Source organism: Massilia sp. METH4 (assembly GCF_037094685.1).
GTDB lineage: Bacteria > Pseudomonadota > Gammaproteobacteria > Burkholderiales > Burkholderiaceae_D > Rugamonas.
Genome location: NZ_CP146614.1, coordinates 370462 through 383484 on the forward strand (window position 1 = coordinate 370462; position 13023 = coordinate 383484).

At 65.6% G+C, this 13023-nt stretch carries 14 protein-coding genes; 11 read left to right on the plus strand and 3 right to left on the minus strand.

Annotated features, from left to right (window positions below):
* The first annotated feature begins 85 nt into the window (after nt 1–85).
* The 11 genes from V6Z91_RS01720 to fliR all read left to right on the plus strand — a co-directional run bounded on the left by V6Z91_RS01720 (nt 86) and on the right by fliR (nt 8844).
* Nucleotides 86–853: a flagellar assembly protein FliH gene (locus tag V6Z91_RS01720; protein ID WP_338765805.1), complete on the plus strand. Its 768-nt coding sequence runs from the start codon at nt 86–88 to the stop codon at nt 851–853.
* Nucleotides 854–1093: 240 nt separating this feature from the next.
* Complete coding sequence (gene fliI, locus V6Z91_RS01725) at nt 1094–2503, plus strand: flagellar protein export ATPase FliI (RefSeq protein WP_338765808.1); 1410 nt, start codon at nt 1094–1096, stop codon at nt 2501–2503.
* A 34-nt stretch (nt 2504–2537) separates the two neighbouring features.
* A complete protein-coding gene (gene fliJ / locus V6Z91_RS01730) occupies nt 2538–2978 on the plus strand; it encodes a flagellar export protein FliJ (RefSeq protein WP_338765811.1) in 441 nt (146 codons plus the stop codon).
* Between the two features lie 17 nt (nt 2979–2995).
* A complete protein-coding gene (locus V6Z91_RS01735; protein WP_338765813.1) occupies nt 2996–4183 on the plus strand; it encodes a flagellar hook-length control protein FliK in 1188 nt (395 codons plus the stop codon).
* 169 nt (nt 4184–4352) lie between these two features.
* The gene (gene fliL, locus V6Z91_RS01740) at nt 4353–4871 is read left to right on the plus strand and encodes a flagellar basal body-associated protein FliL (protein WP_338765816.1); all 519 of its coding nucleotides are present in this window, start codon (nt 4353–4355) and stop codon (nt 4869–4871) included.
* A gap of 36 nt (nt 4872–4907) precedes the next feature.
* Nucleotides 4908–5891, plus strand: coding sequence for a flagellar motor switch protein FliM (gene fliM / locus V6Z91_RS01745; RefSeq protein WP_131144338.1), 984 nt, complete (start codon nt 4908–4910; stop codon nt 5889–5891).
* 14 nt (nt 5892–5905) lie between these two features.
* A complete protein-coding gene (gene fliN / locus V6Z91_RS01750; protein ID WP_145875257.1) occupies nt 5906–6322 on the plus strand; it encodes a flagellar motor switch protein FliN in 417 nt (138 codons plus the stop codon).
* A complete protein-coding gene (gene fliO, locus V6Z91_RS01755) occupies nt 6319–6984 on the plus strand; it encodes a flagellar biosynthetic protein FliO (RefSeq protein ID WP_338765830.1) in 666 nt (221 codons plus the stop codon). Before fliN ends, fliO begins: the two co-directional genes overlap by 4 nt.
* Nucleotides 6974–7729, plus strand: coding sequence for a flagellar type III secretion system pore protein FliP (gene fliP, locus V6Z91_RS01760; protein ID WP_338765833.1), 756 nt, complete (start codon nt 6974–6976; stop codon nt 7727–7729). Before fliO ends, fliP begins: the two co-directional genes overlap by 11 nt.
* 8 nt (nt 7730–7737) lie before the next feature.
* The gene (gene fliQ, locus V6Z91_RS01765) at nt 7738–8007 is read left to right on the plus strand and encodes a flagellar biosynthesis protein FliQ (RefSeq protein ID WP_338765836.1); all 270 of its coding nucleotides are present in this window, start codon (nt 7738–7740) and stop codon (nt 8005–8007) included.
* A 9-nt stretch (nt 8008–8016) separates the two neighbouring features.
* Nucleotides 8017–8844 carry a flagellar biosynthetic protein FliR gene (gene fliR, locus V6Z91_RS01770; protein WP_338765839.1) on the plus strand — a complete coding sequence of 276 codons (828 nt, stop codon included), beginning with the start codon at nt 8017–8019 and terminating at the stop codon, nt 8842–8844.
* Here the strand turns inward: fliR and flgL are convergent.
* The 3 genes from flgL to flgJ all read right to left on the minus strand — a co-directional run bounded on the left by flgL (nt 8841) and on the right by flgJ (nt 13014).
* Nucleotides 8841–10064 carry a flagellar hook-associated protein FlgL gene (gene flgL / locus V6Z91_RS01775; RefSeq protein WP_338765841.1) on the minus strand — a complete coding sequence of 408 codons (1224 nt, stop codon included), beginning with the start codon at nt 10062–10064 and terminating at the stop codon, nt 8841–8843. The two genes, fliR and flgL, sit on opposite strands and share 4 nt — an antisense overlap.
* Nucleotides 10065–10081: 17 nt before the next feature.
* The gene (flgK, locus tag V6Z91_RS01780) at nt 10082–11989 is read right to left on the minus strand and encodes a flagellar hook-associated protein FlgK (RefSeq protein ID WP_338765843.1); all 1908 of its coding nucleotides are present in this window, start codon (nt 11987–11989) and stop codon (nt 10082–10084) included.
* 92 nt (nt 11990–12081) lie between these two features.
* Nucleotides 12082–13014: a flagellar assembly peptidoglycan hydrolase FlgJ gene (gene flgJ, locus V6Z91_RS01785; RefSeq protein ID WP_338765846.1), complete on the minus strand. Its 933-nt coding sequence runs from the start codon at nt 13012–13014 to the stop codon at nt 12082–12084.
* Nucleotides 13015–13023 lie beyond the last annotated feature (9 nt).

Here is a 13023-nt window from a genome sequence, read left to right on the forward strand (position 1 = left end):
CAACGGTGACAGGCACCCGACTTTTAGAAATATTTCGAAAAACCCGGTGCCTGTCACCGGTTTTCCGTTGTTGAAGAGGTAACGCTTGGCTAATTTTCCGAAAGATGCACAGCCTGCATTCCAGCGCTGGGAACTGAAATCGTTCGGTGACCTGCGACCCAGCACGCTGGCGCAGCGGGAGCGCGAAGAGGCCGAGGCGCGGGCGCGCGCCGAGCAATTGGCGCAGCAGCAGGCGGCCGATGCCGCCGCGCGCCAGGCCGAGTACGAGCGCGCCATGAACGCCCCGCCGCCCCCCGTCTACCCGACCGTGGAAGAGCTGGAAGCCATCCGCGAGGAGGCACGCCAGCAGGGCTACCAGGACGGCTACGCGGGAGGCCACCGGGCCGGTGAGGACGAGGCGATCCGCGAAGGCGAGGAAGCGCTGAAGGGGGCGCTCGCCCCGCTGGCGAACCTGGCGACCAGTTTCTCGGAGGCGCTGCGCGGCGCCGACCAGCTGATCGCCAATGACGTGCTCGACCTCGCGCTGCACCTGGCCCGCAACATGCTCAAGCAGGCGCTGCCCGCCAAGCCGGAATTGATCATCCCCATCGTGCAGGACGCCATCGCCTACCTGCCGACGATGCAGAAGCCCGCGGTGCTGTTCCTCAATCCCGACGATGCGGCGATCATCCGCGGCGCCATTGGCGAGGAGCTGGACAAGAGCGGCTGGATCATCAGCGACGACCCGTCGATCGAACGGGGCGGCTGCAAGATCGATACGCCGAGCAACCAGATCGATGCCCAGGTGCAGGCGCGCTGGGCGCGCCTGGCGCATGCGGTGGGCAAGAACCTCGACTGGCTGGAGACCGACTAAATGGACGCCCTGGTAGAAGGCCCCGAGCAGCACGCCAACCGCTGGCGTTCCTACCTGCGCGACTGCGGCACGCTGCTGGACTTCGCAGCAACCGGTATCAGGTCGGCGGGGTAAGCAAACATGGATACTCAAGTACAAGGCCCAGAAAAGCACGCCAACCGCTGGCGTTCCTACCTGCGCGACTGCGGCACGCTGCTGGACTTTGCAGCAACCGGTATCAGGTCGGCGGGGTAAGCAAACATGGATACTCAAGTACAAGGCCCAGAAAAGCACGCCAACCGCTGGCGTTCCTACCTGCGCGACTGCGGCACGCTGCTGGACTTTGTGGAGCCCATGCAGGTCTCCGGCCGCGTCACGCGGGTGGCCGGCCTCGTCATGGAAGCGGTCGGCCTGCGCCTCGCCGTGGGTGCCGCCTGCACGGTGCCGCTGCCGGCCGGCGGCAAGGTCGAGGCCGAGGTCGTCGGCTTCGAGGGCGACCGGCTGTTCCTGATGCCGCAGAGCGATGTCGAAGGCATCGTGCCCGGCACGCGCGTGTTTCCCATCGAACCATCGATCCCCAAGCCGGGCACCGTCACGCACCCGCGCCGCCGCACCAGCGACCGCGCACGGCAATTGCCGGTGGGCCCGGAACTGCTGGGCCGCGTGGTGGACGCAGCCGGGCGCCCGCTCGACGGCCTGGGCCCGATCCAGACGAACGACTCGGCGCCGATCAACGTGCGTCCCGCCAACCCGCTGGGGCGCGCACCGATTGTCGAAACACTCAACGTGGGCGTCCGTTGCATCAACGCCATGCTGACCGTGGGCCGCGGCCAGCGCATGGGCCTGTTCGCCGGTTCCGGCGTCGGCAAGTCCGTCCTGCTCGGCATGATGGCGCGCTACACGGAGGCGGACATCATCGTGGTGGGCCTGATCGGCGAACGGGGCCGCGAGGTCAAGGAATTCATCGAACACATCCTGGGCGAGGAAGGCCTGGCACGCTCCGTGGTGGTGGCCGCGCCGGCCGACACGCCGCCGCTGATGCGCATGCAGGGCGCGGCCTACTCGACCGCGATCGCCGAGCATTTCCGCGACAAGGGCCAGAACGTGCTGCTGATCATGGACTCGCTGACCCGCTATGCGATGGCGCAGCGCGAGATCGCCCTGGCGATCGGCGAACCGCCGGCCACCAAGGGGTATCCGCCCTCCGTGTTCGCGAAGCTGCCCGTGCTGGTGGAGCGCGCCGGCAATGGCGAACTGGGCGGCGGCTCGATCACGGCGTTCTACACCGTGCTGACCGAAGGCGACGACCAGCAGGACCCGATCGCCGACTCGGCGCGCGCGATCCTGGATGGCCACATCGTGCTGAACCGCCGCCTGGCCGAGGCGGGCCACTACCCCGCCATCGACATCGAGCAATCGATCAGCCGGGCCATGCACTCGATCACGTCGCACGACCACCAGAACAAGGCGCGCCGCCTGAAGCAGCTGTTCTCCGTGTACGAGCGCAGTCGCGACCTGATCGCCGTGGGTGCCTACACCCCGGGTACGGACCCGAAGATCGACGAGGCGATCAAGCTGCACGACCGCATCGAGCATTTCCTGCAACAAAAGATCACGGAACGGGTCGACATGGCCGAGAGCTTGGGGCAATTGGCCACGCTGTTCGACTGATTGACCGGTTGAGCGCTCCGTATAATTTCCCATCATGGCCTCGAAAAACCAACTCAATACCCTGATCGACCTGGCGCAGACCGAGACGGACGACGCGGCCAAGCGCCTGGGCGCGGCCTTGAAAGCCATCAACGACGCGGAAGAGAAGCTGAACATGCTGATCGGCTATCGCGATGAATACCTGCGCAAGTTCCAGGCAAGCCAGCAAGCCGGCATCACGCCGATGGCTTACCGTAACTTCCAGGCGTTCATGGACAAGCTCGACAGTGCGATCCAGGGCCAGGAAGAAGTGCTGCGGCACGCCAGGAAGCGCGGCGACATGGAAAAAACCACGTGGCAGGCGGCCGAACGCAAACGCGTGTCCTATTCCACCCTGCGCGACCGCGAAGACGCCAAGCTGCAAAAGCTCGAGGCCAAGCGCGACCAGAAGGCGATGGACGAGCATGCGTCGCGCCAGGCCTTCTTCCGCCGTTAATACCCTCCAGGCGCCCCATGCAGACCCAATCCATCCAGAACCAGCAACCGAACAAGCCGCAGCCGGCCAAGAGCGCGCCGCTGCCCAACAACGACTTCAAGCAAGCCTTGACGCTGGAAATCGAGCGCGCGCCCGTTCGCGCGGCGCCGGAACAGCCGGCCCCTGCCCCGCAGACCAAAGCGCCGGCAAAGAACGCCCAGCCGGCAAAGCCGGCGCAGGCCCAGAACGCGAACAACGCCAGCCAGGCCGATGACGCACAGGCGCCGGCGTCCACCGATGCCGCCGCCAAGCCCGCCACCACCGAGTCGACCCCGGCCGAAGAAACGGCCGAGTCCGCCGAGGACACCGCCTCCGTGGCCGACCCGGCCGCCGGCATGCTGGCGATGCTGGCCGCCTACGGCCAACTGACCGGCAAGACCGAGGTCAAGCCGGACACGGCAGCGGCGACGGGCACGGATGCCGCCGCGCTGGCGGCCATGCAGGCCGACGCCGCCGGCAGGGCCACGCTGGCCAACCTCGCTGCCGACGCGCGGGCCGGCAAGGCCGGGGCCGAAGGCACCACGGCATTGCAGGATGCGCTGGCCGACCAGGCCGGTGCGAACCGCCTGCTCAAGGCGGGCACCGACGCGGCGCTCGTGGCCGACCAGCAGGCCGAGTCGTTTGCCGCACGCCTTGCCGAGGCGGCGCCCGCGCCGCAGCCCGTTGCGCAACCTGTCGCGCAAGCCATGGCCGGCGCGATGCAGGCCGCCAACGCCGTGGCCGCGAACCAGTTGCAGGCCCGCGTGGGCACGAATGCCTGGGAACAGCAATTGGGCCAGAAGGTCGTGTGGATGGTGGCCGGCGGCGACCAGAGCGCTTCGCTGACGCTGAACCCGCCGGATCTCGGGCCGCTGCAAGTGGTGCTGAACGTCTCGAACGATTCCGCCACCGCCACGTTCACGGCGCACCAGCCGGAAACCCGGCAGGCGATCGAGAATGCGCTGCCGAAGCTGCGCGAAATGATGAGCGAAGCCGGCATCGCGCTGGGCAATGCTACCGTGTCGGCCGGGTCGCAGGAACAGCAGCAGGCGTTCGCCGAGCAGGCGCGCGGCGGCAGCGGCGGCCGCAATGGCAATGCCGGCAATGGCGGCGATTCGGGACAGCAGGAAGAGGCGCAGCCGGTCATCCGCCGCGCGGTGCTGGGCGCCGTCGACACATTCGCCTGATTGGCGCGGTATTGCCGCCGCACCATCGCATACCCATGGTTTCGATATTGCAGAGCAGGCGGGTCTTTGGCCCGCTGTTCCGCGTATGCCGACGCGCCGCCTCTGCCGATAATGCCATAATGGCGCATCGTTCGTTCCAGCAAGTGCAACATTGAAAGCAAAAACCAATATGAAAGCTGACCCGAAGGCAGAAGCGGCACCCGCCGGTGGCGGCAACAAGAAGCTCGTCATCATCCTGATCGCCGTGCTCGTGCTCGTGCTGGTTGGCGGCGGTGCGGGCGCTTACTTCCTGCTGCAGGACAAGGGCGCCGCCGCCGAGCACGACGAGGAAGACGTCAAGCCGAAGAAGAAAAAGAAGAAGCAGGATGAAGGTCCTCCCGTGTACGTGCCCGTCGAGCCGTTCACCGTGAACCTGAATCCGGAAGAAGGCGAGCAGTACCTGCAACTGGCCTTCACCCTGCAGGTAGCGGACGCCGAGCAATCCGAGGTCATCAAGAACAATATGCCGAAGGTGCGCAGCCGCATCCTGTTACTGCTATCCTCCAAGAAAGCATCGGAAATCAATACGCCGGAGGGCAAGTCCCAACTGGCGAAGGAAATCATGGAGCAGGTAAACGAACCGTTCCAGGACCGGGGCGACGAGCAGGAAGTGACCGAAGTACTGTTTACCTCATTCATTATCCAATAAGCATCCAGCAACCAACCATAGGTATCCTTCAGAATCATGGCGGATAATTTTCTCTCCCAGGAAGAGGTCGATGCCCTCTTGAAGGGCGTCAACGGCGACCAGGACGACGTCGCGGCGCCCGAGGAAGTCGCGGGAGTCAGAACCTATAACCTGGCCACGCAGGAGCGCATCGTCCGTGGCCGCATGCCCACGCTCGAGATCATCAACGAGCGCTTTGCCCGGCTGCTGCGCGTGGGGCTGTTCAACTTCCTGCGCCGCAGCGCGGAAGTGTCGGTGGGCTCGGTGCGCGTGTCGAAGTACAGCGAGTTCATCCGGAACCTCGTCGTGCCGACCAACCTGAACCTCGTGCACATGAAGCCGCTGCGCGGCACGGCACTGATGGTGTTCGATCCGGGCCTCGTGTTCCTGCTGGTCGACAACCTGTTCGGCGGCGACGGCCGCTTCCACACCCGTGTGGAAGGCCGCGATTTCACGGCGACGGAACAGCGCATCATCCTGCGCATCCTGGACATCGTGTTCGAGGCTTACACGAAATCGTGGGAGCCGGTATTCCCCGTCGAGTTCGAGTACATCCGTTCCGAGATGAACACGCAGTTCGCCAACATCGCCACGCCGAACGAGGTGGTGGTGGCCTCCACCTTCACGGTCGAGCTGGGCTCGGTGTCCGGCCAGATCCACTTCTGCATGCCGTATTCGATGATCGAGCCGATCCGCGATGCGCTGACCTCCTCGCTGCAGGGCGAGGCGCTGGAAGTGGACAAGCGCTGGATCCGCCTGATGACGCAGCAGATCCAGATCGCCGAGGTGGAACTGGTGGCGCGGCTGGGCACGGCGAAGGTGAGCTTCGACGAGATCCTGAACATGCGGGTGGGCGACGTCATTCCGCTGAACATTCCGGAAACGATCGAAGCCACGGTGGATGGCGTGCCGGTGCTCGATTGCACGTACGGCGTGCTGAACGGACAATACGCGCTGAAGGTCGAGCGGCTGCTCGCCAATAGCGACAATCTAAGCAAGTGAAGCAGGAGAGCATCATGGCGGACAATCAAGACGATCAAAGCCTCGACGACGATTGGGGCGCAGCGATAGCCGAGCAGGCGAAGGCGGAAGCCGAGGCGCTGCAGAAGGAAGCCGCGACGGCGGCCGTGTTCAAGGATTTCTCGAAGACGGCCACCAAGACGGAAACCCACAACGACATCGACTTCATCCTCGACATTCCCGTCCAGCTGACGGTGGAACTGGGCCGCACGAAGATCGCCATCAAGAACCTGCTGCAACTGGCGCAGGGTTCGGTGGTGGAGCTGGACGGCCTGGCGGGCGAACCGATGGACGTGCTGGTGAACGGTTGCCTCATCGCGCAGGGCGAAGTGGTGGTGGTGAACGACAAGTTCGGTATCCGCCTCACGGACATCATCACGCCTTCCGAACGCATCCGAAAACTGAATAAATGAAGCGTTTCTCCGTATCCGCCGGGCTGGCAGGCCTGCTGCTGGCCGGCACGCTGTCGCCCGGCATTTCGTTGGCGCAAGCGCCCGCGGTTGCCCCTGCGGGTGCAACCGCTGTTGCCCCTTCCTCCGCGCCCGTCATCACCAATCCCACCGATCGCGCCGTCGCGCCCGTGAAAGCGGGCGAGCCGGCCACCGTCGTGTCGCCCGAACAGGCACCGGCGCCCGGCCCCGTCGCACCGCCGGTCGCGACGCCCGAGCAGCAGGCGGCCATCGCCGGCGCGCGCTCGGCCACGCCGGCCGCCCTGCCCTCGCCGCCGTCCGCGGCGGGCAGCCTGCTGCAGACGGTTGTATCGCTGGCGCTCGTGCTGGCGATCCTGCTCGGCCTGGCTTGGGCGTTGAAACGCTTCGGGCCGCGCACCGTCACCGGCGGCAATACGGTGAAGCTGGTCGGCGCGCTGTCCGTCGGTGCCCGCGAGCGGATCCTCGTCGTCGAGGTGGGGGGCCAGTGGATCGTCGTCGGCGCGTCGCCGGGGCGCATGAACGCGCTGGCCACGATGCCGCGGCAGGAAGCCGATCCCGCCGACCTGGCGCGGCAGCACGCGCTGCCCGCGACCAATTTCTCGGAATGGTTCAAGCAAACGATCGAAAAGCGCAATGGCAAGTAAGTCGGTAATCCATGCTGTCCGTGCGCTGCCGTTGATGGCCCTCGGGCTGCCGCTGCTGGCGGTGGCGGAACCCACGATCCCCGCGTTCACGAGCGCACCAGCGCCCGGCGGCGGCACCCAGTACGGGTTGACGCTGCAGACGCTGATCCTGATGACATCGCTGACGTTCCTGCCGGCGGTGCTGCTGATGATGACGGGCTTTACGCGCATCGTGATCGTGCTGTCGCTGCTGCGCCAGGCGATGGGCACGCAGACGGCGCCGCCGAACCAGGTGATGGTCGGGCTCGCGCTGTTCTTGACGTTCTTCGTGATGGGGCCCACGTTCGACCGCATCTATACGGAAGCGTATCAGCCGTTGCAGGCCAACCAGATCACGATGCAGCAGGCGATCGAACGGGGCGCCGCACCGCTGAAGACGTTCATGCTGAAGCAAACGCGGCAAGCGGACCTGGCGCTGTTCGTGAAGATCTCGCGCAGCCCGGCACTGCAAGGCCCCGAGGACGTGCCGATGCGCATCCTGGTACCGGCCTTCATCACCAGCGAGCTGAAGACGGCGTTCCAGATCGGCTTCGCGATCTTCATCCCCTTCCTCATCATCGACATGGTGGTGGCGTCGGTGCTGATGGCGATGGGGATGATGATGATGTCGCCGGCCGTGATCTCGCTGCCGTTCAAGCTGATGCTGTTCGTGCTGGTCGATGGCTGGCAACTGCTGCTGGGTTCGCTGTCCCAGAGTTTCTACTAGAGGCTGCAATGACTCCCGAAACCGTGATGACGATAGGCCGCCATGCGATGGAAGTGACGCTGATGGTCGCCGCCCCGTTGCTGCTGGTGGCGCTCGGCATCGGCCTCATCGTCTCCATCTTCCAGGCCGCCACGCAGATCAACGAGTCGACGCTGTCGTTCATTCCCAAGCTGGTCGGCGTGTTCGTCGCGCTCGTGGTGGCGGGGCCATGGATGATCGGCGTGATGACCGATTACATGCGCGAAGTCTTCGGCGGCATCCCGGGCCTGGTCAGCTAGTTCCAGGCCATGATGGTCCTGACGCTTGCCGAGATCAACGCCTGGATCGCCGGCTTCATCTGGCCGCTGACGCGCATCCTCGGCCTGATCGCGGCATCCCCCGTGTTCGGCAATGCGCGCGTGCCGCGCACCGCCCGGCTCGGCTTCGGCGTGGTGGTGGCGATCGCCATCGCCCCATTGGTACCGGCGGTGCCCGCGACCGACCCGGCATCGTGGGAAGGCATGCTGATCCTGGCGAAGGAACTCATCACCGGCGTGATGATGGGCTTTTCGATGCGGCTGGTGTTCGCCGCCGTCGAGATGGCGGGCGAGATCAGCAGCCTCACGATGGGCCTGGGCTTCGCCAGCTTCTTCGACCCGATGTCGCAGGGCCGCTCGTCGGCCATCTCGCAATTCCTCGTCTGGATCGCCACGATGTCGCTGCTGGTCGCCAACGTGCACCTGTGGCTGCTGGAAGCACTGGCCGAAAGCTTCTTCACGCTGCCCATCTCGGGCCGCATGTTCCACGGCGGTGGCTTCTGGGAACTGGCCCTGTGGGGCGCCAAGATCTTTTCCGCCGGCGTGCAACTGGCGCTGCCGATCGTCGCCGCCCTCTTGATCACCAACGTCGCCCTGGGCGTCCTCACGCGCGCCGCGCCGCAGCTGAACCTGTTCGGCATCGGCTTCCCCATCACGCTGGGCGCCGGCTTCCTCGTGCTGATGATCGCCCTCCCCTACCTGGCCGCCCCGCTCGTCAACCTGCTGGGCCAGGGCGCCGCCAAGGCCCAACTGATCCCCCGCGCCCTGCAAGGCGAAGGACAAGTGCCGAAGCGGCTGGCGCCGCCCGCGCCCCGTTAAATGTAGTTGAACAGCGACAGCTGGGTGGCGCTGCGGAAGGTTTGCTGGGCGGCGGTGAGGCTGGTGGTTTGTTGCTGGAAGCGGGAGACGGCTTCGATCTGGCCTTCGGTGGTGAGGCCGATCAGGTTGGTGATCTGGTCGGAGTACTGGATGCGCAGCGCCGAGGCGGAAGAGTCCAGCGTTTCCAGTTCGTTTTCGCGCGCGCCCACGGAAGCGCGGACGGACAGCACGTTGTCGCGCGCGTTCTGCAGGTTCTGGTTGGCGCGGTTCAGCGCGTTGGTCAGCTCGGCGCCGGCGGTCGGACCGGAGCCGGGGTTGCGCAGCGCCTTGACGACGTCGCGGATCGTGGTGAAGACCGACTGGTTGCGGGAGGGTTCGATGGTGAACTTGTCGCCATTGGCCGGTGCGCCGGTGATATCGAACGACATGCCGCCGAAGACGATCGGCTCGCCCGACTTGAAGGCGGTCGGCGGCATCACCTGGCTGCCGTCGTCGGTATTCGTGACGGAGAACTCCACCGCGCCCGTCGTGGCATCCTTCGTGAAGTTGATCTCGTAATTGATCGGTTGCGTCGTGCCGACGATCGTGCCCGGCGAGATCACGCCGGTGCCGGTGTTGGCCGGGTCGGCGCCGGTCTGGAACGTCCGGTTGCCGGTGGGGTTTTCAAGGAAGATCTCGCTGCCCGTGGCGCTGATCGCCATCTGGCGGCCCGAACCGACCTGCAGCTCGCGCCGGCCCTGGTCGCCGTAGTAGTCGGCGCCGTCGGCCGTCAAGGCGAACGGCTGCGTGTTGGTCTTGTAGCCCGAGAACAGGTAGCCGCCCGAGCCGTCGGCCGTGTTGGCCTGGCTGAGCAGGTCGGCCAGGTGGCCTTCCAGCGCAACGGCGATTGCATCGCGGTCCGACTGGCTCTGGCCGGGGTTACCCGCCCGCACCACTTCCACGAGCGCGTTATCGAGGATGTCGTTGACGGTTTCCAGCGTCGAGTCGACCTGCACGAGCGAAGCGGAGGCGCTTTGCCGGTTCAGCACATATTGCTCGTTCAACTCGTATGACTGCGTCACTTCCAGCGCGCGTGCCGAGGACACGGGATCGTCGGCCGGCGTCAGCACGCGGCGGTCGGTGGACAGTTGCATCTGCGTGCGCAGCATATTGCCGTGCAGGTTCGACAGTTGCGACACATTCCGGTCGTACATCATCTGGGTGCTGATACGAATTGCCATGATAAAACCTCTCGTCCTTACTGTGCGATCGACAGCAGCGTGTCGAACAACTGGCCTGCCACCTGCATCACCTTGCCGGCGGCCTGGTAAGCCTGCTGGTAGCGCAGCAGATTTGCCGCCTCTTCGTCCAGGTTCACGCCCGATACGCTCTGCTGGGCGGCGATCGCCTGGTTCGCCGTCGTTTCGGCGGCGGCGCTGCCCACCTGCACCTCGCGCGTCTTGTTGCCCACGAAGTTCACCGTGGCGGCGTAGGAGCCCTGGAACGTGGCCGTGCCGTTATTCAAAATATTGCGCGTCTGCAGGCCGGCCAGCAGCACGCCGTTGCGCGCATCGCCCACGCCATTCGTGTTCGGGCCGACCGTGAACTGGTCGCCATTCCTGGCACCAGCGGAAATGGCGAACGAAATGCCGTTGTAGTTGACGGTGGTGATGCGGGTCGAAGGATCGGTCACCGCCGTCGCGCCAGCCGGCAGGCCGGTGAACGTGCCGCTCGTGCCGTCATAGGTCAGCGTGAACGGCGCCGTAAGCGGATTGGCCAGGTATGCCTCGCTGACCGTCCCCGGGCTGATGGTGGCGCTGCCGCTGTTGGTCGACGGCGTGGACGTGGCGATCGGCGCGGCCAGGGCGATCTTGCGGTAGTCGGTGATCGCCACGTCGAAGCTCGCGGCAGCCGTGTACGTTGGGCGCACCTGGATGCGGTCGCCATCCTGCGGCGCGCCGGTGAAGGTGTAGGTGACACCGTCGATTTCCTGCGGCACGGCCGGGTCGGCGATCGTCGTCACCTGGCCGTCCGACCGGGTCACCGTGTAGCGGGCCGGCGTGCCGCCGAAGTTCACCTCGTAATCGAGGCCGGTCAGCGCGGTCGCATCGGTGATCGACGCATCCAGCTCGGCCGTGCTGAGCGGCGAATTGCGCGCGTCGTAGCCCACATACCCTTTCAGCGGCGTGAAGAAATCGCCGCCCAGGTCGCCGTTCAGGTCTTGCCCCAGCCGGTGCTGGGCATTGAACGCCTGCGTGAGGCCGGCGGCGACCTGGCCGATCTCGTTCTGCACGCGGTCCAGCGACTCGCGACGGAAATCCATCAGCCCGCCCAGCGCGCCGCCGGCGAACGTGTCGTCGGCGATGATCGTGCTGCGGCCGGTGGCCGGATACGACACCACGAGCCGCCCCGGATCGGTCGGCGATTGCACCGCCGCCATCTCCAGGTGGCTGGTGCCCACCACGAGCGGCTGGCCGGAGCCGAACGTGATGTTCAGCATATTGTTGTCCGACGGCAGGACGGTGATCTTCACCTGCTGGTTCAGCTCGCGCACCAGCTGGTCGCGCTGGTCCAGCAGATCGTTCGGCGGGTTCAGCGGATCGGTCGTCAGCGACGTGATGCGGTTGTTCAGGTTGGCGATCTGGGCGGCATACGAATTAATGCCGTTGACCGTGTTCGTGATATTCGTGTTCACGCCATCCTGCAATTCCTGCAGGCGACCCGAGACTTCATGGAAGCGCGACGCCAGCGTTTCGGCGGACGACAGCATCGAGACCCGCGACGATTGCAGCGACGGGGTCGAGTTGGCCGTCTGCACGCCGCGGAAGAATTCCTGCAGCGCCGGCGACAGGCCGATCGTGGCATCCGACAGCATATTGTCGACCTGGCTGATCTGGTCGAGATACGCGTCGGCCGAGCCCTGCGTGGCCTGCGCGTTCAAGACCTGCTTGTTCAGGAAATCGTCGTAGTAGCGCTTGATCTGGGCCACCTGGGTGCCCGTGCCCACATAGCCCACGCCCTCGCGCAGCGGCGGCAAGGTCGACTGCACCACGCCCTGGCGCGTATAGCCCTGCACGCTCGAGTTCGTGATGTTGTGGCCGGTCGTGGCGAGGCCCGTCTGCGCCGCCATCAGGCCCGTCTTGCCGATGCTGAGAAGGTTGCTCATGCCTGGAATCTCTTCGTTCGTCTGGCTAGTTTACGGCAATGAGCGGAGGAACTTGAGTTGCCGAACGGCTATCGTGCTCCGGACGCGCACCGTCACACCAGTGTCTTGTTGATAATGGCCGCCAGCTTGGCGGCGTAGTTCGGGTCGGTGGCGTAGCCCGCCTTCTGCAGGTTGCGGGCGAACGCGGCCGGGTCGCCGGCGCTGGCCAGCACTTTTTCGTAGCGCGGATTGTTGGTGATGAGCTTGCCGTAATCCTTGAAGCTGTCCGCATAGCTGTCGTAGGCGCGGAAACGCTCGACCTTGCGCTGTGCCCGGCCATTCACGTATTCGGTGGTCACCACGTCCACCGTCTTGCCCTTCCAGTCCCCGCCGGCCTTGATGCCGAACAGGTTATGGCTGTTGCTGCCATCGGCACCCTTGATCTCGCGGCGGCCCCAGCCGCTTTCCAGCGCCGCCTGGCCCAGCATGAACTTGGCCGGAATGCCGGTGGCGCGGCTGGCTTCCTCGGCATGGCTCGCCAGCTTGTCGGAGAAGGCGCGCACGTGCGCATGGCGCGAAGTGCTCGCCGCCACGGTACTTGCCGTACCCGCGCCACTCGCGGCATTCCCGCCGGCCGCGTCGATCGAGCGCTGCAATTTGGCGGCATCCAGCATGGCCCGCGTAAAACCGCCTTCCGGCAAGCCGGTCTCCGCCTCGGTGGCGCCGATGCCGGTCGTCTTCGTCAATTGCCGCACCAGCACGTCGGCCAGCCCTACACCCTTCTTGGCGATGTTCTGGCTCGTCTGCTGGTCCAGCATCGTGGTGAACATCTTCGTCTGGGAATTGTCCAGCATGCCTTCCTGCGGCGTGGCGTCGCGCATGCTCTTCAACATCATGTTGACGAACATGGCTTCGAACTGCGTGGCGGCCGCCTTCAGTGCTTCCGGCGAGCCCGCCTTGGCGCCCTGGCGCAATTCGGACAAGCCCTTGCTGTCGAGCGCAAGGTTGGCGGAAAGGTCGGTCGGCGTGCTGGTCTGGCGGATCATGGCTCGGTT